Origin of the sequence: Rhodococcus sp. Chr-9, from assembly GCF_000801125.1 — a bacterium.
Classification (GTDB): domain Bacteria; phylum Actinomycetota; class Actinomycetes; order Mycobacteriales; family Mycobacteriaceae; genus Rhodococcus; species Rhodococcus pyridinivorans.
Map to the genome: position 1 here is coordinate 1 of NZ_JTIZ01000003.1, position 21,178 is coordinate 21,178.

The following is a 21,178-nucleotide window of genomic DNA, read 5'->3' on the forward strand; positions in this document are numbered from 1 at the left end:
TGCCGGGAATCGAACCCGGGTCCTCCGCCGCCTCGCGAGGGCTTCTGCGGTCCGGCAACGTCGGCTAGTGGCAAGTGGTTCGGTGTGGGGTTGTCACTTTCTGAGCGGGCAATTCCATGTAGTTCCGTGTCGCGTCCGGTCGTTCCAACCGGTGTCGTGAATTACCGGTACGTATCCGGTACATCGCGCGGCGGGGCCCGGAAGAAGTAAACCCGCCCCCAGAGGGGACGGGCGGTGTGCACTCATGATGTCAGACCGAAAGGGGATTCGTGAACACCATCCGCGTGACGCGCACCGACGGGGCACTGATCTACGGACTCGGCGCCGCCGCGCTCGCACTGTCCTACACAGCCCTCGCCGACCTCGCCGCCCGTGCCGGGCTCGGACAGTGGCAGTCCGCGGTATGGCCGCTCGTCGTCGACGGACTGATCGTCGCGGCAACGCGGGTGGTAGTGACGCTCGACGACGGGCCGGCGCGTCGTTACGCCTGGGCGCTCCTGTGGTCGGCCGTGGTGGTGTCGGTGGCCGGGAACGCCGCGCACCTCCTACTGCCGCCGGGGCCGGTGCATCCCGGTGTCGCCACGGTCGTCGCGGTGGTGCCACCGGTGGCGGCGCTCGCGTTGACGCACCTGGCGATCGTGCGCGCCCGGGCGCGCGCGGAGGAAGAGGTTGCGCGCGCGGAGGACGAGGCCGAGACCGGCCTCGAGTCGAACGATGACGCACCCGCGTCGCATGCGACACCGCAGCTCACCGCAGTGCCCGAGGCGCCCACTCCCCCGCCGGCCGAAGAGGACGACGCACCCAGTGACGCGGGTGACGCGCTGCGTCATCGCGCGCGTCAGCTCCGCACTGCGGGGTGATCGAACTATGCGATCGGTGAGGAGATCGGGAAGTCAGAGGCGACGGTACGTCGGTGGTTGGCTGCGCCTGTCGCGTCGTAGAGTGGTTTCTTGCGCGGGCGGTGGGGCTTCGGTCCGGGAAGCACCGCCCGCGTCCCGCATCTCGGCGTGCTCGAGCATCCCCATCACCCGCAGCAGATCGCGAACCTCATCGGCGTCCATGTCTGGTTGGACGCATCCGCCGCAGAATCGGTTCCATGGAACGACGAAAGGCCCCCACCCTCACGAAGAGGATGGGGGCCTTGGCGGGTCACAGCGGGTCGTACCGCAAGTACGTATCGGTCGGCTGGATGGTCGGCGTGCCGTAGACCGACGAGCACCGGGCCTCGAATACGAGCAGGTCGCCGTCGACCAGGTCGAGCTGCATCGAGGCGGCCTGGGGCGTGCCGCCCTGGGTCGAGGTCAGGACGATCGTCCCGTTCCGCTTCACCCGGAACTGAATCGACGGGATCACGCCGCCGGTCGTGGTCAACTGGCCGTAGACGGTCGCGGTGCCGGTGCCGACCACGCGCAGGGCGTTCGACTCGATGACCGCGCCCGGGTAGCCGGGGCTCACACCCCAGCCGGTGACCTGAGTCCACGAGCTCGAGCCGTTCTGGGTGCCGGCCTTGTCCATGCCGCCGGCTAGGAACGTGATCGGGGCCAGCTCGACGCCCGTGGTGCCGCCGCCGGACAGGTCGAGGGGGAACTCGACCGCCGAGGATACGGCCACGTCGACGGCGCCACCACCGGTGAGGGTGAGATCGGTGTCGGCGGTGGGGACAGTACCGAAGGCGGCGTCACCGCCACCGGTGAGCGCCAGACCCAGCGTGCTGTGCGACGTCAGCGCTGTGTCGGTGGTGCCGCTGCCCGACAGCGCCAGATCCAGCACACCGACCGGTGTGAGGTCGACCGCGACATCCCCGCCACCCGACAAGTCGAGGGTGATGGGGGTTGCGAAGTTCACGGTCGCCACACCACCACCCGACAAGGCCAGATCGACACCAGCTGTCGCGGCCAACTCCACATCCACCTGCCCGCCACCCGACAGGTCGAGCGGATGCAAAGGTGTTGGGATCAGTTCCACCAGCACCACACCGCCACCAGCGAGGTCGAGGCCGATGGGCATCGCGAACACCGGCGCCGGCGGGAACACCGTGACCCCGCGATCAGGCCCCGGGAACACAGCCGCCCCCGTATCGGGACCAGGGAACACCGCGGCCCCGCGATCAGGCCCCGGCCACATCGTCACGGCCCCGTGTACGTGTACGACGGGGTCGTCTCGAACTTCCCGGACGGGGTGACCGTCGCGTCGGTCGGGTCGTACACACCCACCAACGTCGCCCCGCTCCACCGGCACACATGCGTCACCGTCGTCGACGCCGACACATCAAACGTCAGTTTCGAGCCCGCGACCGTGCCACCCGCCGCCGTCCCCCACGTCGTCGTCTGCCGCGAATACGAACCGTCCGTCACCTCATTCACCCCGGACGTACCCGGATCGCCGGTGTGCAGCGAAAACACGGCACCCCGCGATGCCCACTCATCAGCCATCGCATTCTTCGTCACGTCAGGTGTAGCCATGGGTTAGTCCTCCATATCGGTGCGGTACGCGCGTCCGCGCATCCACGGGTAGTCATCGGTGGTGCTCGTCGTGTTGTTGGGGTAGTGCACCCAGATCACGAACGGTGTTCCGTCGGGGATGATCGCCGGAGTACACTCCTCGGATTCGATCCGCCACTTGATGTCGGCGCCGCTGATCTCGGCGTCCCACGTGATGCCGTTCTGCCACTTCACTTCGGCGGTCATGCCGGGAACGAAGGGGCCTTTCGGGTTCGTGCGTTCGAAAATCCAGTCGCCGCCATTGAGGCAAATGTTCTCGTAAATCGGTTTCCAGCCGAGCATCAGTCAGCCCTCACTTCTTCAGTAGGAACAGGAAATTGAGGGCGCCGAGAATGCACACCAAATACAGCAGGCCGCGAATCGGATGAAACCAGTCGATTCCGCCGGTCCAGTAGTAGACGGCCAGGAAGGTGCACAGGATGACGAGTGCGACCATCGCGGCCATCAGCGCCTTGCCTTCGCTGTAGCGGGTCCACTCGATCCGGGAATACCCGATCACGAACAGCCACAGGGCTACCGCCAGCGCCGTGATCAGAATGTTGGCCGCCTTCTCCGGGCCGACCATCGGAAACAGCAACAGTCCGATGATGACCACAGCGGCGGCTGTGAGGTATCGGGGTGTCAGCCACCTATCCACCGGCATCCCCTCCGAACAGTTTCGCGAGACGCTCACCGATATGGTTGGCCTGCTTGATCTTCTCGTGACGTCCGGTCACCTCGTTGACGAGCGCCCACTGCGCCCGCACCTCATCGAGGACCTGCTGAGCATCGGCCGCCCCCGCCTGTGCAGCGGCGACAGCAAGTTTCGATCTACGCATCGGACCCTCCATCGGCAGGGACTCGGGGTAGTGCTTCCATGACCCGGGCGTCGGCATCAGCCTTGGCCAGCAGGTGCCGGTTCTGGTTCAGGAGTTCGGTGATCGTGTCGTCCTGCCGGGCGATGTGCTCTTCCCGGTACTTGAGGGCCTTGTCCATTCGGGTACCGGGAACGAGGCGGTCAGTGACGACCGCGAGGAACACTCCGACGAGGAGTGTCGTCGAGGCGACATCGACGATCGGGAAGCCGAGGACTGTCAGATCCACGGGCTACCGCCCGAGGAGTCGGTCGCGCTCGGCGAGCACGCGGTCGTATGCCGTCTCGACGTGCTGCCGCACCTGTGGCGGGATCTGCCCGAGGGCATCGGTCGGAACCGAAGCGTTCACGCGCACCCCGGCATGTTCGATGCCGACCTGCACGGCGTTCTCGATCTTCGCTTCCTGCGCCTTCGAGGTGCGGTCCACGAACAGCGTGGACACGACGAGGCCGACACCGGCGAGGACTGACGATCCGATGGTGAGCCACTGTTGCGCCTGTCCGTCGGTGATCCACTGCGCCGAGACGCTGATCGCGAGGAGTGCTGTGATGGTGCTGTAGGTGACCTGGCGGATGGTGGGCCAGAGTGTCGCGATGCTGCTCACTTGCGGGCCTCCAATGCTTCGAGACGTCGATTGATGTTGCCGAGGACTTCGAGGATTTCCTCGGCCTTCACGCTCGCGTCGAACGCATGCTTGTCGGCGGTGGGGATGAGGGAGAACGGCGAGAACGGTTTCTTGTCGACGAGTGACGGGACCGGGCGCACACCGAGGTTCCACAGGTCGCGGGTCTTGGCGAGCAGTTCTACCTGCTCTTCATGGTTGAGCATGTCGAGGAAACCTCCAGAGGTGGGGAGAAGTCGAGTGCCGAGGTTCAGGCACCGCTGGTAGCGGGTGGATCTGTCGGCGATGCCGTTGAGGCCCCCGTTGATGGCGCGTGTGACGCCTTCGAGGTTCCGGGTGTCCGCGAGCGAGTTGATCTGTGGGCGCGCAACCGTCCAGTACCACGAGGCTGCAAGAAACCCCCAGTGCGGATCGTCGCGCACAAGCTGCGGACGCTGCTCGAAGTAGGTCGGGGAATCCACCCAGCCCTGGGCGTGGCACCACGCAGAGAAGGCGCGGAAGTTGGCGCGGCCTGTGAGCTGGATCGGGCCGGAACCCTTGAATCGCGGCCCGTCCCCCGGCTGCGTGTTACCGAGATCCGCGCGGCCGTTGTATGCAGCACCGGAAGCGATCTCCTCCATGTACTGCAGGCCGGCACTCTCATGCCCGATCTGTGCGCACCACATCGCAGCACGCTCCACTGTGGTGCACTTCGCGGCGAGCATCGCGTTCATGAAGCCAGGGAGGAGTTCGCGGTACCGCTCGATCGGCAGACTCCCGCCCATTGCTTCCGAGAGGGCCTGTGCGTCCATGCCTCCTCCTGCGGGTGTTGATGGCGGGGCCTCACCGGGGAAGAGTGCGCCGTCGAGAAGTGGTAGCGGGTCGAGCCGGTTCGGTCCGGGTGGTGACCACACGTATCGGTGCCACTCGAGGTGCAGGTGTGGGGCGACGCCGCCGTTCGTGTTGCTGTCCGGGTTGATGTGCGCGATGCGCTGCCCGGCCTCCACGCGCTGCCCGAGGTGTACCTCGGGGATGATGTGCCCGTAGACGGTGGTGCCGGAACCATCCTCGGTGGGGTGGTCGAGGACAACCCACTGCCCGAACCCTGATGCAGGGCCGACGTGCGTGACACTGCCGCCCTGCACGGCGTGCACCGCCATGCCACCAGAGCCGCCCTCGCGCCCGAAGTCGCAGCCCCAGTGTGCGGTTCCCCAGCGGGCACCGAACCCGGACGTGACCATGTGACCCCGCTCGAGGGGCCAGTAACGCGTCACGATTCAACCTCCACAGTCTCGGGTGTGACGATCTGATACCCCCCCGCAAGCTGCAAAGCGAGATGATGATTCGGCTCATCGGTCACGTACGTGCCTGCGATCGCATCCATGCGCTTGCCGTATCCCGCACCCCCAGGGGTCGCGAGCACGACCTTCATCTGCCCCGGCTGGCCGAACATTCGCGGCTGATGCCACACCAGCAGGTGATCGGTACCTTGGATCGGCGGGTCGACCCGGTATAAGGTCGCCTCGAATCCGCCGGGTGATGCCAGTCCGTCAGCGACTATCTCAGCTGTCGACATGTTCACCTCTCTTTCTCATGCGGTCGTAGTGAATTGCATCGGAGCGGAGAGCTCAGAGAAGTTGTCGCCGATGTCCACGGCCTGAACCTGAACCTCGTATGCAGTGGACGCCGTGAGGCCCACAAAGTCGTGGTACAGAACATCCACCACCGCATAGCGGGTGCCATTCAGGAACAGGACGTAGTTCCGGACCATGACATCGTCAGTCGATGCGTCCCAGGTGACATGCGCTGACGACGATGTGATGGTGGACGCCGCAAGATTGGTCGGTGTCGATGGTGGCGAACCGAGTGCGTCTTCGACATACACCGTGACGATTGCCGCACCTGCGACTCCGTTGCCACCACGCGCGGTCGCATCGACGAGTCCCCACGACGACCCACCTCCACCACCGCCCGGGGCGGACGGCCAACCACCGTAGCCGCCGCGGGCGCCAAACCATGCCAAACCGTCCGCATAGGTGCCGCCACCGCCGCCAGCCGATCCTGTCCCGACCTGCCCGACGTCGATGCTGAACCCGTTCCCACCGATCGCTGCGGCACCCCCTGAGGTTGCGCCCCCCGATCCGCCAGGGTGAAACGGACCATCACTACCGGCCATACCCCTGGATCCGTTGAATCCACCTTTGCCACCGCGCATCTTGAACGAGCGATTCCCGAGACCGTAGGTGGACGCCGTAGCTCCACCCGCTGCAGCGAAGGAGCCGAACGTGGTGTCGCCAGCGTCGCTGTCGTCGTCACCTTCCGTGCCTGCACCGATCGTGACTGCCACATTTGTCGGCAGGTTCTCGAGATCCGCACCGGCGAACTCGACGCGTTCCCAGCCGCCGGAGAACCCACCTTGCCCTCCATCGGATCGGGTGCCCCTGCGGCCCGAGGTGGAGCCGCCGAATAGGTCCGCCACAACCTTGTATGCGGCAGGGTGCTTCGTCCACACATCGGAGGTGCTGTAGGTGTAGCGGATGGCGCGCTCGGTGCCGATCAACAGCTCGTCGATGCGATTGTCGAGACGCGCCACCTCACCACCGAACAGGGGCGCTGAAATGAACTCGCCTTTGAAGTTGCCTTGCGCCGTGTTGTAGGGGCCGACCGCGGAATCGAACTTCGATTGCTTCCACGTCGCCTCGTCGAGCCCGTTCAGCCCGGTGAGGTCGTCATCGAAGGTGCCGTCCGGATAACCACCCCCGGGGACAGTCACCGTGCACCGCCGTCACGCAGTGCGGGGTCGTCGGGGAACTCCTCACGCAGACGACGCAGCATCTCCTGCTTGATCTGCGGACGGATCTTGTCCAACCGCTCGGCGAGGACGTCCTTTTCCGGCTCTGGCTCGTCAGCCGGCACCCATCGTCCGCCACCACCCATCATCGGGTCTTCAGTCGCGTCGATACGGAACTTCTTCTTTGGTTCCTCACGATGTCCACACTGTGGGCATTGGATCATCACTCCGCAGTCGATGAGGTGGGCGGACACCTTCCGCCACCACTTGATAGGGAAGACGAGCATTGCGCCGATCACGTCCGGCAGCCCCACGAAGAACGGGAGGAAGACCTCTTCGGGGTCGTTCGGGTTGCAGTTCGCGAGGGTGGGTAGTTCGTTGTCCTGCATCAGATCACACCTAACGCCTTCATGCCGCTTGCAAGTTTCTGGATGCGTTTCAGGATCAGCCCGAATGCGTCCTGTGGGTCTTTCGAGCCGAGCCTGATATCCCAACCGGGAGCCCGCCCGGGGCCGGCGGTCAGGCGAAGGGACTTCACGCGCGGTGCTTCGATTCGCCCCGACCGGTCACCTTCGGTCTGCACGAATATCCGGTTCCCCAAATCGAAATGCCCATACCCTTTCGCGCCGACCAACCACGGTGTGCCGTCGAGGATCTGCATATCCGCCGAGTACTTCGTTTCGGTCGCGCGGACCGCCTCGCGTAATACCAGGGTGGCACTGAGGGTGTATGCCTGGTCTGCGCCGTCGACCCACATTTCGTACAGCGAGAAGTCCGACAGGTACTGCGAGCGGTTGACCAAGTAGACGGTCATGAAGGCGAGGATCGTGTCCTCCAGGAACGGCATCAGCAGTGCCGTCGCCACGCCCCCCATGGGTGGGATCGGAAGGAAGGGGATCGCTGCCAGGGCATCGCCGATCGCTGCGATGGCCGCCTCGATGATCTCGTTCACGCCGGGCATTGAGTGCCCACCACCGGTCAGCCTGTGCCCACGCGCCAATCTCAGGGACGCCTTCTGCGACACAACCCCTGGCGATCCGGCCGGGTAGAACACGAACGGCACCTTCGGGTTGGTCCCCAGGTAGCCGGGCACCTGATACTCCGGCACCGGCGGCAGGCCAACGACCGACTGTTCTGAGTTCTCGATCGGTAGCGACCCACCACCGAGTCCCTCGGAGAATGCGGACACGAAGATCCGCACCAACTGTCCGACGCCTTCCCAGAAGGAACCCGTCACGGTCGGGGCGAGCCCACCCGAGTTGTTCTCGAACCAGATGACCAACGTGCCGTAGGCGACCTGCGCACCCTCCCACGGCAACGGATCGCCGGGCATGTACCGCCGCCATCGGACGGTCAGGTCCGCGTCGTGCAGCATCGACTCGGCGCACTCGTGCCACGTCTTGAACCGCGAGAGCGCCAGACCGGTAACGGTGCCGCGGGTGGCGGCCGTTTCGTAGTCCAGTGGGGCGAGGGCGATCGGCCAATTCGTGTAGTCCGCGTCCCCGTCAGAGAGGGGGTCGTTCCATCCCATCCCTGCCGGCCACCCATGCGCGCGGGCAAGGTTCAGCTTGAGCGCGGTACCCAACGCCCAATCAGTGGGGCCACCGAGCATGAACACTTTGAACGGCTGGAACCCAGCCGGGGTGGTCGGGGTGGCCCACAGGTCCCGCCACTTCAGTTGCTCGTAGTCGGACAGGAAGTTCGCGGTGACGATGGATTGACCGAGGTCGTTGGTGTCCATGTCGACGGTGTCGAGGAACCCGGACCAACGCCTGCCGACGTAGTCGACCGTGACGAGGACATCGATGGTTTCGCCGCGGTCCTTGCGGCCCCGGATGTCCCACAGCCACTGCGCTTCTTCATGATCAGAATCGATCTTGATGACGCCGGTACCGGTGTCGTTCTCGACATCCAGCCAGTCGTATTCGTTCTCACATCGCACGACGTACTGCAGGTTGATATTGCCGTCCCACAACTGCACGACGGGCGCATACAGGCGCGACATGACCAGGGCAGCTTCGCGTTCACGAACCGCGGCGAGGCCATCCGCGCACGCCTGCTCCAGTGCAGTCGTCATCTACATTCCTCCGAGGCAGTTCGACCACAGGCGCGGCTGATGCAGCTCCGCCCGCGCCCCACCCACCGGCGCATCCGTCACCGAGATCGGCAGGCGTGTTAGCGGGGTGTGTGGCGGGATGGTGTGCATGAAGTAGTAGCCGCCGCCGACCAATCCCATGACATTGATGCCCGATGCGTCCTGCATCATCACGTGCATCGGATCGAGCTGGATCGTCAACGACCCCATAGCCGGAGTGACGGGCTGCAGGGTGATCGACCGTGACGGGTACAGACCACCGGGTGTGCGCGCGCGGGGGCGGCCCGTCCACGACACGTCCGGAACCGTCCACGTTCCCGGCGTCAGGACCCACGTCTGGAACATCTCGACATCGGTCGGGTTGGACACTTCGATCGTGCCCGACCCGGACGTGCCCGCCGTCTCCCATGACTTGACGATGGGCGGTGCCTCCCAGAACGACTGACCGGCACGCAGCTTGTAGAAGACGTTCCCGTACTGGAGCACTTCCGGGCTGATGTCCGGAACGAAGTCCGGTTCCTCGAACATCTGCACCGCGAGGCTGCGGATACCGGAGTCGGATTCGACGCGGATGCGGGCGAGGGTGTCGCCCGGCCACCACGGGTCCAGCTGATACGTGAAGCAGGAGCGGAGCAGAGTGTCCGACTCCTGCCATGTCCGGCCGGGGATGGCGCGGACACGGAAGCCGAGCTGCATGTCGCGCGCCGGGTTCTCGAGCCCGGCGAACGAGCCGCCGCGCTGGCGCCTGGCCCGCTTCCATTCCGTGTCCACCGGCGCGTGGTAGAAGCCCTGCACCTGGCCTTTGCCGAGGCGGATTCCTTCCGTCCCGGCGAAGTCGCCCGCGAGGTGGATCTCCGGGCCACCTCCGGCGCCGAGGATCGAAATGTTCAGGCTCACGCTCCTGCCCCTCCGTACTGCATCAGTAGCCGCTTCGTCGTCTCCAGTAACTTCCGGATCTGTTCCTGGTCGTTGGAGACGGTGATGTTGTTGGCGATCTGCACACCGTTCCGCCGCATTGATGGCGAGGTGCCGCCGGGGCGGTCCTGTTCGTTCATGCCTGCGAACGCCGACTGTGTGTCGCGGATCGCCTTCCAGTAGCGATGGTTCGGGTCGAGCAGGGTGCCCCCCAGGCCGAAGGCGTCGAGGGCGGCCTGGGTGCCAATCTCGCCTGCCTGCGTCCCGAACTCGCCGAAGCGTGTCGACAGCTGCTCCCCCGGGGTCGGGGGTATCGGCAGGCCTGCGGTCTGCGGGGTGCCGCCACCAGATCCACCACTGATAGATACCGTCGTCGGCTGCGGGGTGGTGCCTGCTGCCGTCGTGGTGCCGCCGAGGGTTGACGGCCAGTTAGTGACGAACACTCGTTGCCCGTCGGTGGCGAGGGTGGCGCCGCTGTCCGTGGTTCCGGTGATCAGGTTCGGGTCGCCGAGATCGTTCGCGAGATCCTGCTTCGTGAACGTGCCTGTGCGCTCGGTCGACGGATCGTCACCCGAGGTCGCGCCGGGCCAGTGCCACACCTCCGGGAAGTCCATCGCGCCGTCTGCGCCACCGCCGTACTGGATGCCGTTGGTGCCGTCCGACTCGATGTTTGTGCCATACAGGGTTCCGGCCATGTGGCCGTTGACGCCGACTCCGCCGTTGGTGCCGATGTTGAAGCCGTCCGGGTCGTAGCCCGGCTGCCATCCCATCGCAGCGAAGTCGGAGTCGGTGGTGAACCGGACGTTCTGCCCGGTGCCTGCGTTGAACACGGCACTGAGGTACCCGGAGCAGTCCAGGCCGCCGTAGACGTAGCCTTCGCCGTCGTGGGCCATGGCCTTCGCGACCGCGGCCTGAGAGTTGAAGCCGCCTCCGGTGATGCCGCCGTCGGCCATCTTCACCAGACCCAGCCCGAAGTGCTCGGCCGTGGCGGCGAGGATCCTCTCCGACCGAGCGCGCTTCGACAGCGCCCAGGGGATGTAGGACTCCTTGACGGTCTCGTCCTCGGCCCAGATGATGCCGCGGCCGTGGCCGTCCCGGATCTGCGGATCTCGGATCGCGCCGTCGGCTGCCACCGGCACCGGCCCCTGGATACGCGCGGCCTCGCCGGCGGAGTATCCCTGCGACTGCCAGTACCCGACCCGCCGCTGCTGCAGCTCCACGTACATCGACAGCGACCGACCGTTGTTGCTGTTGATGAAGCTGTTGATCGCGTTCTGTCCGTCGTCGGTGTTCGCGGTGACGAGCACCGTGCCATCCGGGAGGGTCTCGACCTTGAGCCCGAGAGCGGAGAGGTTGTCGATCGCATCCTTGGTCAGCGCCTCGGTGTGGATGGTCTTGTCGTTCGGGACGTCGAGGACCTTGCCCTTGAGGACGTCGAGGGCGTACTGAGCTTCAGGCATCCCTGGCTGGTTGATCTGGGTATCCACGAGGTTCGGGACGAGTCCGTAGCTGTCGATGAGCTTGAGGGCCTCCTGGTTGGTGAGCCCCATCTCCCTGGCCTGCCGGATCAGTTCGTCCCGATTGGCGGCGTACTGGCGGGTGAGTTCCTCCACGGTCGCCCCGGCGAGGAGACCGGTGCGGTTCTGCTCGAGGAACTGAGCAGACAGTCCGGACAGGGTGTCGTGCATGGTCTTCTGGGCAGGGTTGGCCTGGTCGAGCTTGCCGGTCCAGTTCTCGATCTTCGCGACCGAGCCGTCCATGTTGACGCCGAATTCGGAGATCGTGTCGTTGACCTTCTGGATCTCGTCATTGAAGGCCGCCGACAGTTGCATGTTGCCGGCGAACTCGCCGAACCGTTCCTGCGCGGTACCGACGGCGGGGATGAGGGTTCCTTCGATGAACTCGGCGCCCTTGTTCAGTCCGTCCGCAACCGCGGTCCCGCCAGATTCGGCGGCGTCGGCGAGTGCGTTGATCTTGTCCCCCGCATCGCCGAGGTCGGGGATCAGGTCGCCGAGGAAGGGGATGTCGGACAGGAACGCCAAGCCGTCGACCATGTCGGCGACGCCACGCAGGAACTGCACCGACATCTCCGAGCCTGCCTGCGCGAACTCGGCGAGCCCACGCATACCGTTCGCCACGAACCTCAGCACCGCCTCGGCGCCATCGAACGCTGCGTTACCGACGTCGATGAAGAACCCGATGACCCCGGCCCGGTTGTTCGAGATGGTGTCCGCGAACTCGGAGATGTACGGCCCGAAGGCTTCCGCAAGGGCCGCCTTGAGTCCATCTCCTGCGCGCTCGATGGAGCGCATAGCCCCCTCAACGGAGGTAGCTGCGTTGCCCGTCATCACCTCGATGGCAGACTTCGCAGCCCCCTCGTAGTCGTTCATCGACTGCACAGCAGTCGTGAGATCGAGTTCGTTCATGGCGTTACCAAGGTCCTCAGCCTTGGTGCCGAAGAGGCCGACGGCGACCGCGTTACGAACGAGAGGGTCCTCGGTCTCCCGGATCTTGGTCAGCAGCTCCTCCATTGCAGCTGCGCCTTCTTCGCCGCCCTGCCCGACTCGCGCCGACATCTCGGCAGCATCAAACCCGAGTGCCTGGTACGCCTCAGCCGCGGCCGTCGATCCGTCGATTGCCCGGATCGCGAATTCCTTGATGGCATCCGCTGCGGTATCAGTGTCGCGTGCGCCTGCCTGTACAGCCTGGTTCATCAGACCGAACGCCTGCGCCCCCGTCAGGCCGACCTTCTCGAACTGCACCGAGTACTCGATGATGGTGTCCATCAGGTCTTCGGATGCGTTCAGGCCGATGTGCGCGCCCTTGACCATGAGGTCGAAGGCATCGTTGACGTCGGCAGCGAACCCGGACTTGACGGCGTTGCCGGCCGCCCTGGCGACCTGGGGCACATCCTCGCCGAGGATGCGGGCCACGCCGTCGAGCGACTTGATGATCTCCTCGGCGTCACGCTGCGTTGCCCCGGGATCGAGGAGGCTGTTCTGTAGGGCCAGTCGGGCGGTGTCGAGGTTTCCTGCGACGGATTCACCGAACGTGTCCGCGTACGCCTCACCTGCCGCTTGCGCGAACTTGCGGGCCTGCCCGACGGTGACCCCGGTCTGGGCCTGGAACATGTCGCGGCCCAGTTCGGCCTGCATGCCATCCTTGATGGCCCCGGCGAGCATCGCGCCCGCGGTCAATCCGAGGGCTGCGACACCGAGGATGGAGGCACCGATCGGTCCGGTCTTCGATCCGAGGTCGCCGATCGCACCGGCGAACGACGATAGGAAGTTGCTGCCGCCTCGTGCGCCCGCATCACCGCCTCCCTCCCCGGCTCGCCGGTAGAGGTCGTCCAGTTCGCCTTGGGCGTCCCGAAGCTGATCGCGTAGCCGGTTGCCGAGGTCGATGTCGTCGACCGCCCCGGCTGCCTGGCGTGCGCCCGCCCGGATCTGCTCGATCTCGTCCGCTGCTCTCCGTGCGTCGGACAGCAGGTTGGTGTTCATGACGATGTCATCGACGGACTGGTCGGCACGCTGGGCGTTGCGCTCGAGCTCACGGATCTGGTCGGCTACTCGTCGCGCTTCCTGGTCGAGTCGGTCGTTCAGCTCGACAGCTTGCGCGGCCTGCCCTGCGCGTTGGGCGGCGCGGGTGATGTCCTGGAAGCTGTTGCTGATCCGTTGTGTGGCTTGGCGGGACTGCTGTTCGGAGCGTTGGGTGCCCTGAATGAATCGGGAGTCGTCGAGGGTGAGGCGGGCAACCAATTCCCCTACATCGAGCGCAATGACTCAGCCCTCCTTCTTCGCCGCCTTCTTCCGGGCAGCGATCAACTCGGCATGCTTACCGAGAACCTTCTCGATGTCCGCCATGCGCGGGATGTGCGCCATGGCCCAGTGGATTTCGCCCCAGTCCGGGGACATACCGAAGTGCAGGATCGCGGTCCGCCCGGAGTGCAGGATCATCGGCCACGGAAGTCCGTCGGCGACCATCTCGTCGAACGCGGGCCCGAGGGCTGCGATCGCCTCGTCGGTTTGCTCGACCGGCGGCATGCCTTCGGTGGCGACCATGTCGCGCATCTTCTTCGCTGTGTCGTAGTCCGGGGCTGGCACTGTGTACCGCTTCCCGCGGATCGGCAGGTGCAGGTCGGGGTCGAATCCGGTTTCGGTGAGGTCCTTGAGCGCCACTCATGCGCCTTTCGTCAGAGCCTTGTGCAGGCGAGATGTGGGGTTCGCGGCGATGCGAGTGATGTGCACCCGCAGCCACCGCCAGGAGCGCTCGTGGAGGATCCCGGATTCGACGTCGATGCCGTCGGCGTGCAGGTCCAGCTCGAGGACACCCCAGTGATTCAGGCAATCAGTGAAGGTGTAGGCGTCCTGTCCGGATTTGAGTCGGGTGGGGGTGTCGTTCCACCATTCCCGCACCCCGGTTATGGGGTCGTACGGGCCGCCGCCAGGATCATCCGGTCCGTAGGTGCCGGGCGCCGAAAGATCGACCGGAGTTTCTCCCCCATCCGTTCCTGATTCGGGGATGGGGGGATCGGATTTCCCGGCACACCGGCGCTTTCCCACATGGCTTGCCCGGCGGCTTCGGAGTGTCCGAACCAGAGCATGGCGACTCGGGCGGCGTGGGCGATGGTGGGCCAGCCGATGCCGTCGTCGACCATGTGTTGGTAGGTGTCGCCGAGCATTTGGAGGACTTCGGTGCGCTCTTGTTCGTCGTTGAGGCGTGCGCCTGTGGCGATGAGTTGGTGGAGGTGGAGTCCTTGCCAGGCGGTGCAGTGGATTGGGTAGTCGCGGCCTTGGATGGGTAGGTGTAGTGCGGGGTCCATGAAGGTGGCGAGGTCTTCCACCGGGCTCCTTCCTCGGGTTAGGTAACGGCATCGCGGGATGCGTTACGAGCGGGGTTAGGACGTGACCGTAAGCCCGGTCTTGGTGACCAGATCGTCGAGCAACAGGTCGATCTCGCCCTGTTCCAGTACCCGCCGAAACACGGCGAGTCCGGCGGTGACGCCTTCCCACACCCGGCTTCCGGTGTTGGACTGCCCCACCGACATGCCGTTGAACGTGACTCCGGTCGTGTTCAATCCGGGCATGTCAATCGGGGTGCGCGAGTCGATGTAGTACCTCGAGTTCGCCGCGTCGTACACCGCGACCGCGATATGCCAGTTCGTGTCGGCGACGGCCTGGGCCACCGTCTCTGTTTCCAGATTGGTGCCCATCGTGATGTTGCGGGGCGAGCCGCTGATCTGCGATGTCAGGTAGTTCGTCGACACGCCGTTCCAGATGTACGACGGCCCCGTCGAGGACGTGCGCTTGAAGATTGCCACCACGGTAGCTGGGGTGTTGTAGGACTGCCCGAACGTCGCTGCCAGCGAGTTCGTGCTGGCGGTCGTGCGTACACCCTTGCGGCCGTTCGGGCCGGCGACCACGGTCACGTTCGATCCGCCCGCCGTGAGCGGCGCAGATTCGATACCGTCCGCGAGGGGCACCGCCGCCACGGTCGCGTCGACCGCTTCGGCGAGCAGGTTCGGGTCCCAGTAGGCGACCAGGTCGGGGTCGGCGGTCCAGTCCCAGTCGAGGTCCACCGCGGCCGGGCGCACACCGGGCCACGCGACACGGGACGGCAGTTCCCACTGTTCGGCGATGATCTGCGCTTCCCATGCGTGCCCCTTGGTGGTGGGGTGCACCAGGTCGGTGTCGACCAGGTCGTACACGTCGTCGACCTCGTCGGTGGGCCAGTAGGGGCGGGTGTCGTGCACGGTCACCCCGGGGCGCGCTGCGGCGATCTCCCGCATGGCCTGCCAGTACTGTTCGTACGTGTCGCGCTGCCCGCTGGTCAGGCTCAGGGCGGGCGGCTGCACGATGATCGGCACCCACGCCTGGCGGGTGGTGGCCGCGTCGATCTTGTCGAGGACAGCCTCGAGGTCGGCCTTGAACTGTGCTGCGGTGCGACCGCCTGACACGTCGTTGTTGCCCCACAGCATCGGCACGAAGTCGGGGTCTATCTCGGCGATACGCTCCCACATGGTGTCAGCCCCGGCCGGCAGGAACGTCGCCACCGATGCCCCGGACTTCCCGGCGTTGTAGAGGGTGACACCGAGGTCACGGTCGCCGCGCTGCAAATGCACGTTGCCAATGGACACATCACCCACGGCGGAGCTGATCTGCACTGTGTGCCGGTCCTCGGCGACGATCGGGGACTGCCACGAGCCGGTTGCGCGCACAACCCCGGAGGTGGCGGGGGTGACCGTCCAGGTTTTTCCGGCGAACGACACGACGAACGGATTCTGCCCGGGTCCTTCGAGGTAGGTGACGTGGACGCCGTCGATCGGCTGCACCGGGTTGTGCGTCATGGATGTGCCGGACGGCAGTAGCCGGTTGGTCAGCCCGAGGTCGTAGGCGCTGGCCGCGACGCTGCCGCTGGTCTGCCACGCCGCGTCGTTGCCCTTGAGGATGTAGCCGCCAGGCACGTCGGCAGGGTTGAACGATGCTTGCAGCATCTTCTCAAGCAGTGATGCGACCCGCAGGGTGCGGGGGGTGGCGTTGGCCCCCTCGATCGAGGACGACCCGATCATGACGCCGTTGATCTTGCGGGTGAATCGGTCGGCGAGGGCGATCTGCATCGGCATCCGGGCCGTACGCAGCGCCGCCGGAACCAGCGCAGAGGCCGGGGCATAAGTTGCGTTAAGGCCCGCTTCGGACAGGCGCCCGTCGATCTCCCCGTGGGCATCGGCGATACCCTTCGTGATCGAGTCCACCAGCGCCTTGGTCAGACGGGAAACCCCACTGACAATCGTCGGTCTCACATACGTCATAGGGGTTACCCGTCCTTCCTAGCCAATGATCAGATCCGGCCCGATGACCGGCGCATCCTCATCGGTAGCGCCGGTCATCGGGCCGACTAGGGGTTTGCTGCAGTGACCGTGACGTCCGGAGTGGTACCACCGGTGAGGCTGGAACCATCCGCAGTGAGCGTGCCGCCACTAGCGAGGGTCACGTTGTACGAGCCCGCGCTACCGGTGACCGTCGCGTTGCCCGCGCCGACCGTGGACAGAGCCTCGAGAGCCGACTGCACAGCGGAGCTGGTGGCGTCGTAGGCGATGCCCGTGGTGGTCTGCCCGCCGACACTGAGAGTGAAGGTGCCGTCCGTCGGGGAACCGGTCACCGCCACATCCCACACGGTTTCGGACGTCGGCTTACTGATCTCCTGCGGCTTACCGCGGCCCTGTAGCGTGAAGGAGAACTCCTGCAGCGCGTTGACGTCCGATGCTGCAGTGTCGGTCCACTGCACGGCATATTCGGACTGGTAAGCGTCGGGCAGCTCGTCGCGGCGGTAGACGCGGGCCTCGATGATGTTGTCGTAGCCGACCTTGCGGCCCTTCTGGCGCAGGAAGTTCTGCCCCGGGTCATCAGCGAATCCGGACGTGTTTTCGCCCTTGCGCTTGCCGCCACCTTCGACGCGGTGCGCGAGGCCGGTGGCGATCTGCGAGGCGTAGCCCTCGGAGTCGATGTCGGAGTCGTCCTGCAATGCACCTTCAAAGATGGGGGCGACCGAGGAAAGGCCACGGACGCGGGTCCATGCAGGGGCGGCGCTGGTGCCGGTATTGACCTCGAGGATCCAATCCCTGGCGAGGGTGGATGCGAGAGCCTGGGTGGGTGATGTCATGGGTTCGTCCTCCTAGGACGGATTGACGGTGATCACGTATGAGTCGGGTCGGGTCCAACGCCCGTTGGCGTCGGGGTCGCGGGGGGCGCGCACGACACGGCGGCAGAGCAGGACCCGGACACTCCCCCACTCAGTGCGGGTGGTGTCGTGGAGTGCGTCGAACAAGCCGTCCATCAGCCGATCGACAGCACGCGGGTCGCGGCCGGCGGATCGTCCCCGGATCTGGACGTAGATGTCCGGGTTGTGGTCGTCACGGCTGCGGTCGTCGTTGTAGGTGTTGATGACGATCGCGTCGTGTGGGGTGTCGGGCATCGCGCCGAAGAACACCGCCGGTAGCCCTGCCGCGCCGTACATGCCGGTGGGTTCGTATCGCGCGAGCCCGAGATCGGCGAGGTGCTGCGCGAGGGCGTCCTCGAGGGTGGTGGTGTCGGGTGCGCGCGCGGTCGTCACAGTGCCCTCCGGATGGCCTGGGCGATGATCTGACCGACGACTGGACGGGTGGCGATCACGGCGTTCTCGAGGAACTTCGCTTCGCCGTGGTCGTGCCGATAGCCGAGCTCCTCGTGCTGGCGCACCGCGTACGGGAGGCTGTACGAGACAGCGGCCTCGAGGTCACCGGAGTGCGTTGTGCAGTCGTTGCGCAGCGCGCCGGTTTCCTTCGGGGTGCGTTGGATCGACTCCTGCTTGACGACCTCGGCGGCGTCGTTGAGTCCGCGTTGCGCGGCGGCACGGATCGCGGCCATGTCGAAGTTCAGGCTCACCTGTAGCCGCCCGCCTTCTTGACCTTGTCCGCGTGCGCCTCGCACATGAACACGCCAGGCCGGCCCTTGGCGTTGACGCGGTAGAGCGCGTACCCGTCATAGGGCGTGCGCAGGCAGTCCGGGTAATCGCATGGGCTGTGGGCGTTGCGGGCCATGAGTCCTCCTAGGTGAGGTCGACGCTGTAGAAGTTCGGGGTTCGGCCGGCCCCGTCGTGGTGCAGCTGCTCCGCCAACACCTCGGCAGTCCGGCCCCCGAACTCCGGCGGCAGGGTCACGAGTGACCCGGGTGGAATCAGCTCGGTGGTGGCGGACATCGACACGCGGGCTTCGGAGATCACCTCCGAGCCGTCCGGCGCCAGCACCTTCTTGCGCTTCGCCGTGATCTTCCCGAGCACCTCCACCGGCGCGGCGTGCGCGGGACCGTACGGGCCGTCGCCGATCTTCCGTGCGACGAGCACCGGCCACCGCCACCAACGCGCGAGCGGCTCCCTCACCACGACCGCACCGCATTCGATGCCAGCCCAGCGAACCGGAGCAGCCGCAATGCAGTCGGCACGAGACCGTCCATGCTCGACGCCTTCGCGGCCTCGAGCTCCCCTGCGTTCGTGGTCTCCGATGCCCCGTCGATCGACGACGACACCACGATCTCGTCCATGCCGGCGCGCCCCTTCGCGGGGTCGATGCCGTGGGCTGCCCAGAACGCGGCCTGTATGCACGTTGCGTCGCGCATCGCGTCACGCAGGCTCTGGTCGGTGGGCATGCGGTCGGGGGTGGTGTCGTAGATGTCCGCGAGGCAGGCATCAGCGACGAGGGTGGACGCTTCCCGTAGGAGGGTGGTCGCGTTGTCGGGGGCGTCGCGCCCCATCCATGTGGTGAGTTCGGCGGGTGTGGCGTAGATCAGCACAGCGCCTCCTGTGGGGTGATGGTGGTTGGTGCGCAGGGCGCGCTGCTACAGGGGCCGAAAGGAACCCGGCGTGGGGAACCCCCAAGCGGCCTTAGCGTGCGTATTCGATGCCATGTGCCGGGGCACGCAGGAACGCACCAACCACCAAGTCGGGAGAGGTCAGGCTGCGGTGACCGTGGCGCCCGTACCGCCGGTCAGGCTCGCACCATCAACGGTCAGCGAACCGGGCAGCGCGATCGTGAACTCACCACCGGAACCGGTGACCGTGAAATCGGCGGCAGCGAACCCGTCGTCGAGGTTCACCAACGCGGTCTTCACCGTCGCAGCCGTCGCGTTGTAGTTGATGTTCCCCGTGGTGCGGCCGTTGAACGTCAAGGTGAACGTGCCACCCGTCGCGCCACCGAGGTTCACCGCGTAGGTGTTGGTGCCGAGGGTGAGCTTCACGGCCCGCTTGAACGACTTCGTCGAATCCGGGTCGGTGTAGTCGTCCGGATCGACCACGACGCTGATCCCGAAGAACGTGTCGAAGATCGACCGGTTCGTCAGGTGACTGGAGTCGTAGTCACGCAGCCAGCGCAGAGCAATCCCGGCGTACGACCCCGACGCGGAGTCCACGCCACCGAGCGGCGACGCGGGCACACGGTACGCGGTCTGGAACGCGGACTTGTGCATCACGAATCCCTCGTACTGGCCGATGGACTGTGACACGACGACGGGCATACCGGCGACGCTTCCGATGGTCGCCGACCGGAGTGCGTTCGCATCGCCGGACTGGTCGGCCTTACGGAACTGGTCGGACTTGAGGATCATTGCCTCGATGCCGGTGCCGACGAGGAACACGCGGTCGGACTGCGGTACGTGGTAGTCGTTGAGGACCTTTCGGCCGTCGACGGCGGCGGCGTGGAAGTCGAGGCTTCCACCACTACCGCTGATCTCGATGTTCGAGCCGACCGGGTAGGAGGCGCCGGAGATCTTCGCGGCGATCTTGTCCTCGATACGCTCGGCGACGGAGCGGGTCTGCGGAACGATCACCTGGTTGGTGAAGTCCAGCAGGTCGAGGGTGAGTTCCTCGTCGGTGAGGGCGATGGCGTTGTACGGGTGGGTGTCGAGCTTGACATCGATCTTGAACTCGTTCAGATCGGACAGCTCGATCGCCGCCGTATGATCACGCCACGCGTAGTCCTTCGCGACCGTACGGCCGTTGATGCGAAGCGACACGGTGTCGTTGGCGGGGCTGCGACCGGAGAAGTGCTGCGATGCCGAGGACTCGACGATGCCGGGGAGCACGACGTCGCGCTCGAGGACTGCGAGTCCGGCCTGCACAATCTGACCGGCCTTGAGGATGGTGTTTGCCATGAGTGTGTGCTCCTGTGGCTAGTAGAGGGTGATGCCCGAGCGGGATTTGCCGATCTTGTCGAGGAATCCGTCGGGTAGTTCGGTGCTGCTGCGCTGCTTGCCGCCTCCCACTTCGTTGCCGAAGTCCTTGCCGGTGTCCTTCTTGGGGGCGAGGCGCTTGGCGAGTGCATCGACCTGCTCGGCCGGGACTCCGGCGAGTAGTTCGATGTCCTTGTCGTCGGTGATGCCGTGCTTGCGCGCTGCTCGTTCGACTGCGAGTTCCTTGCGGGCCTGTTCGGCTTCCTCGGCGGCTTTGTCGCGTTCGGCTTCGGCGCGCTGCTGGTCGTCGAGTTTGGCGAGGCGGTCCTTCTCGGCCGCCGCCTTGTACTTGGCGACTTCCTGCTCGGCAGCCTTGGCGCGTGCGCGTTCGGCTTCGAGGGCTTTCTTGCCGCCTTCGCCGAGCTTCTCGTCGTCGCCGGACTTCTTGCCGCCGTCGTCGGGCTTGCCGTCGCCTTCGTCGCCTGCGCCTCCACCGTCGGTGCCCTGGTCGGTGTTGCCGCCTTCTCCGCTGTCGTGTCCCTCACCGTCGCGGCGGGGGTGCTGTCGGCTGGGCCAGCGGCCCGTGGTGGCGAAGGGGTCGATTCCGTGTCCGGATCCGAGGATCTGGGCGAGTGCGGTGGTGCGGCGCATTGGTGGGCTCCTTGAGGGTGTGCAGCGTCGCGCTGCGTGTTCGCCCCGGGCACCGTCGCGGTGTCGGGGGTGT

27 protein-coding genes are annotated in these 21,178 nt (G+C 65.9%); 1 reads left to right on the forward strand and 26 read right to left on the reverse strand.

Annotation, left to right across the window (positions count from 1 at the left end; genetic code table 11):
- The first annotated feature begins 269 nt into the window (after positions 1-269).
- A complete protein-coding gene (locus QR64_RS25050) occupies positions 270-860 on the forward strand; it encodes a DUF2637 domain-containing protein (protein ID WP_052227131.1) in 591 nt (196 codons plus the stop codon).
- Between the two features lie 289 nt (positions 861-1,149).
- Here QR64_RS25050 and QR64_RS00155 read toward each other — a convergent pair whose 3' ends face one another.
- The 26 genes from QR64_RS00155 to QR64_RS25065 all read right to left on the reverse strand — a co-directional run bounded on the left by QR64_RS00155 (position 1,150) and on the right by QR64_RS25065 (position 21,105).
- On the reverse strand, positions 1,150-2,007 hold the full coding sequence (locus QR64_RS00155; RefSeq protein ID WP_152640884.1) for a hypothetical protein: 858 nt from the start codon (positions 2,005-2,007) through the stop codon (positions 1,150-1,152).
- A 119-nt stretch (positions 2,008-2,126) separates the two neighbouring features.
- Positions 2,127-2,462, reverse strand: coding sequence for a hypothetical protein (locus QR64_RS25345; protein WP_039583453.1), 336 nt, complete (start codon positions 2,460-2,462; stop codon positions 2,127-2,129).
- A gap of 3 nt (positions 2,463-2,465) precedes the next feature.
- The gene (locus QR64_RS00165; RefSeq protein ID WP_039583454.1) at positions 2,466-2,687 is read right to left on the reverse strand and encodes a hypothetical protein; all 222 of its coding nucleotides are present in this window, start codon (positions 2,685-2,687) and stop codon (positions 2,466-2,468) included.
- A 106-nt stretch (positions 2,688-2,793) separates the two neighbouring features.
- Positions 2,794-3,096, reverse strand: a complete 303-nt coding sequence (locus tag QR64_RS00170; RefSeq protein ID WP_039583457.1) for a hypothetical protein — start codon at positions 3,094-3,096, stop codon at positions 2,794-2,796.
- A gap of 34 nt (positions 3,097-3,130) precedes the next feature.
- Entirely contained in the window at positions 3,131-3,319 is a 189-nt protein-coding gene (locus tag QR64_RS00175) for a hypothetical protein (RefSeq protein WP_152640885.1), read from the reverse strand.
- On the reverse strand, positions 3,312-3,584 hold the full coding sequence (locus QR64_RS00180) for a hypothetical protein (protein ID WP_039583460.1): 273 nt from the start codon (positions 3,582-3,584) through the stop codon (positions 3,312-3,314). Before QR64_RS00180 ends, QR64_RS00175 begins: the two co-directional genes overlap by 8 nt.
- 3 nt (positions 3,585-3,587) lie before the next feature.
- On the reverse strand, positions 3,588-3,959 hold the full coding sequence (locus tag QR64_RS00185; protein ID WP_052227133.1) for a hypothetical protein: 372 nt from the start codon (positions 3,957-3,959) through the stop codon (positions 3,588-3,590).
- Positions 3,956-5,230: a peptidoglycan DD-metalloendopeptidase family protein gene (locus QR64_RS27400; RefSeq protein WP_235366940.1), complete on the reverse strand. Its 1,275-nt coding sequence runs from the start codon at positions 5,228-5,230 to the stop codon at positions 3,956-3,958. Before QR64_RS27400 ends, QR64_RS00185 begins: the two co-directional genes overlap by 4 nt.
- Positions 5,227-5,532 carry a hypothetical protein gene (locus tag QR64_RS00200; protein WP_039583462.1) on the reverse strand — a complete coding sequence of 102 codons (306 nt, stop codon included), beginning with the start codon at positions 5,530-5,532 and terminating at the stop codon, positions 5,227-5,229. Before QR64_RS00200 ends, QR64_RS27400 begins: the two co-directional genes overlap by 4 nt.
- Positions 5,533-5,547: 15 nt before the next feature.
- The gene (locus QR64_RS26365) at positions 5,548-6,729 is read right to left on the reverse strand and encodes a fibronectin type III domain-containing protein (protein WP_039583463.1); all 1,182 of its coding nucleotides are present in this window, start codon (positions 6,727-6,729) and stop codon (positions 5,548-5,550) included.
- Positions 6,726-7,136: a DUF2744 domain-containing protein gene (locus QR64_RS00210; RefSeq protein ID WP_052227134.1), complete on the reverse strand. Its 411-nt coding sequence runs from the start codon at positions 7,134-7,136 to the stop codon at positions 6,726-6,728. The genes QR64_RS26365 and QR64_RS00210 overlap by 4 nt, the downstream gene beginning before the upstream one ends.
- Positions 7,136-8,824 (reverse strand): hypothetical protein, encoded by a 1,689-nt coding sequence (locus tag QR64_RS00215; RefSeq protein ID WP_039583464.1) that lies wholly within the window; start codon positions 8,822-8,824, stop codon positions 7,136-7,138. The genes QR64_RS00210 and QR64_RS00215 overlap by 1 nt, the downstream gene beginning before the upstream one ends.
- Positions 8,825-9,739, reverse strand: coding sequence for a hypothetical protein (locus QR64_RS00220; RefSeq protein ID WP_039583465.1), 915 nt, complete (start codon positions 9,737-9,739; stop codon positions 8,825-8,827).
- Entirely contained in the window at positions 9,736-13,515 is a 3,780-nt protein-coding gene (locus QR64_RS25060) for a phage tail tape measure protein (protein ID WP_052227135.1), read from the reverse strand. The genes QR64_RS00220 and QR64_RS25060 overlap by 4 nt, the downstream gene beginning before the upstream one ends.
- 24 nt (positions 13,516-13,539) lie before the next feature.
- A complete protein-coding gene (locus tag QR64_RS00230; protein WP_039583467.1) occupies positions 13,540-13,935 on the reverse strand; it encodes a hypothetical protein in 396 nt (131 codons plus the stop codon).
- On the reverse strand, positions 13,936-14,172 hold the full coding sequence (locus QR64_RS00235) for a hypothetical protein (RefSeq protein ID WP_039583469.1): 237 nt from the start codon (positions 14,170-14,172) through the stop codon (positions 13,936-13,938).
- Between the two features lie 5 nt (positions 14,173-14,177).
- Positions 14,178-14,600, reverse strand: a complete 423-nt coding sequence (locus tag QR64_RS00240; RefSeq protein WP_039583471.1) for a hypothetical protein — start codon at positions 14,598-14,600, stop codon at positions 14,178-14,180.
- Between the two features lie 54 nt (positions 14,601-14,654).
- Positions 14,655-16,565 carry a GDSL-type esterase/lipase family protein gene (locus QR64_RS00245; RefSeq protein WP_084222247.1) on the reverse strand — a complete coding sequence of 637 codons (1,911 nt, stop codon included), beginning with the start codon at positions 16,563-16,565 and terminating at the stop codon, positions 14,655-14,657.
- An 86-nt stretch (positions 16,566-16,651) separates the two neighbouring features.
- Positions 16,652-17,416, reverse strand: a complete 765-nt coding sequence (locus tag QR64_RS00250) for a phage tail tube protein (protein WP_039583474.1) — start codon at positions 17,414-17,416, stop codon at positions 16,652-16,654.
- Between the two features lie 12 nt (positions 17,417-17,428).
- Positions 17,429-17,866: a minor capsid protein gene (locus QR64_RS00255; RefSeq protein ID WP_039583476.1), complete on the reverse strand. Its 438-nt coding sequence runs from the start codon at positions 17,864-17,866 to the stop codon at positions 17,429-17,431.
- The gene (locus QR64_RS00260; protein WP_235366941.1) at positions 17,863-18,177 is read right to left on the reverse strand and encodes a minor capsid protein; all 315 of its coding nucleotides are present in this window, start codon (positions 18,175-18,177) and stop codon (positions 17,863-17,865) included. The genes QR64_RS00255 and QR64_RS00260 overlap by 4 nt, the downstream gene beginning before the upstream one ends.
- Complete coding sequence (locus QR64_RS26720) at positions 18,174-18,332, reverse strand: hypothetical protein (RefSeq protein ID WP_153811614.1); 159 nt, start codon at positions 18,330-18,332, stop codon at positions 18,174-18,176. Before QR64_RS26720 ends, QR64_RS00260 begins: the two co-directional genes overlap by 4 nt.
- Before the next feature lie 8 nt (positions 18,333-18,340).
- Positions 18,341-18,670, reverse strand: coding sequence for a hypothetical protein (locus QR64_RS00265; protein WP_039583514.1), 330 nt, complete (start codon positions 18,668-18,670; stop codon positions 18,341-18,343).
- The gene (locus QR64_RS00270; RefSeq protein WP_039583478.1) at positions 18,667-19,080 is read right to left on the reverse strand and encodes a hypothetical protein; all 414 of its coding nucleotides are present in this window, start codon (positions 19,078-19,080) and stop codon (positions 18,667-18,669) included. The genes QR64_RS00265 and QR64_RS00270 overlap by 4 nt, the downstream gene beginning before the upstream one ends.
- A gap of 159 nt (positions 19,081-19,239) precedes the next feature.
- Positions 19,240-20,436 (reverse strand): P22 phage major capsid protein family protein, encoded by a 1,197-nt coding sequence (locus QR64_RS00275; RefSeq protein ID WP_052227136.1) that lies wholly within the window; start codon positions 20,434-20,436, stop codon positions 19,240-19,242.
- 18 nt (positions 20,437-20,454) lie between these two features.
- Positions 20,455-21,105: a hypothetical protein gene (locus QR64_RS25065; RefSeq protein ID WP_052227137.1), complete on the reverse strand. Its 651-nt coding sequence runs from the start codon at positions 21,103-21,105 to the stop codon at positions 20,455-20,457.
- Positions 21,106-21,178 lie beyond the last annotated feature (73 nt).

Bases quoted from the DNA above. Each gene is read 5' to 3' on its own strand.
- QR64_RS00275 (WP_052227136.1), bottom strand. From the start codon at position 20,436: ATGGCAAACACCATCCTCAAGGCCGGTCAGATTGTGCAGGCCGGACTC.
- QR64_RS00200 (WP_039583462.1), bottom strand. From the start codon at position 5,532: ATGTCGACAGCTGAGATAGTCGCTGACGGACTGGCATCACCCGGCGGA.
- QR64_RS00155 (WP_152640884.1), bottom strand. From the start codon at position 2,007: ATGCCCATCGGCCTCGACCTCGCTGGTGGCGGTGTGGTGCTGGTGGAA.
- QR64_RS25345 (WP_039583453.1), bottom strand. From the start codon at position 2,462: ATGGCTACACCTGACGTGACGAAGAATGCGATGGCTGATGAGTGGGCA.
- QR64_RS00210 (WP_052227134.1), bottom strand. From the start codon at position 7,136: ATGCAGGACAACGAACTACCCACCCTCGCGAACTGCAACCCGAACGAC.
- QR64_RS00250 (WP_039583474.1), bottom strand. From the start codon at position 17,416: ATGACATCACCCACCCAGGCTCTCGCATCCACCCTCGCCAGGGATTGG.
- QR64_RS25065 (WP_052227137.1), bottom strand. From the start codon at position 21,105: ATGCGCCGCACCACCGCACTCGCCCAGATCCTCGGATCCGGACACGGA.
- QR64_RS00175 (WP_152640885.1), bottom strand. From the start codon at position 3,319: ATGCGTAGATCGAAACTTGCTGTCGCCGCTGCACAGGCGGGGGCGGCC.
- QR64_RS00245 (WP_084222247.1), bottom strand. From the start codon at position 16,565: ATGACGTATGTGAGACCGACGATTGTCAGTGGGGTTTCCCGTCTGACC.
- QR64_RS26720 (WP_153811614.1), bottom strand. From the start codon at position 18,332: ATGGCCCGCAACGCCCACAGCCCATGCGATTACCCGGACTGCCTGCGC.
- QR64_RS00165 (WP_039583454.1), bottom strand. From the start codon at position 2,687: ATGACCGCCGAAGTGAAGTGGCAGAACGGCATCACGTGGGACGCCGAG.
- QR64_RS00215 (WP_039583464.1), bottom strand. From the start codon at position 8,824: ATGACGACTGCACTGGAGCAGGCGTGCGCGGATGGCCTCGCCGCGGTT.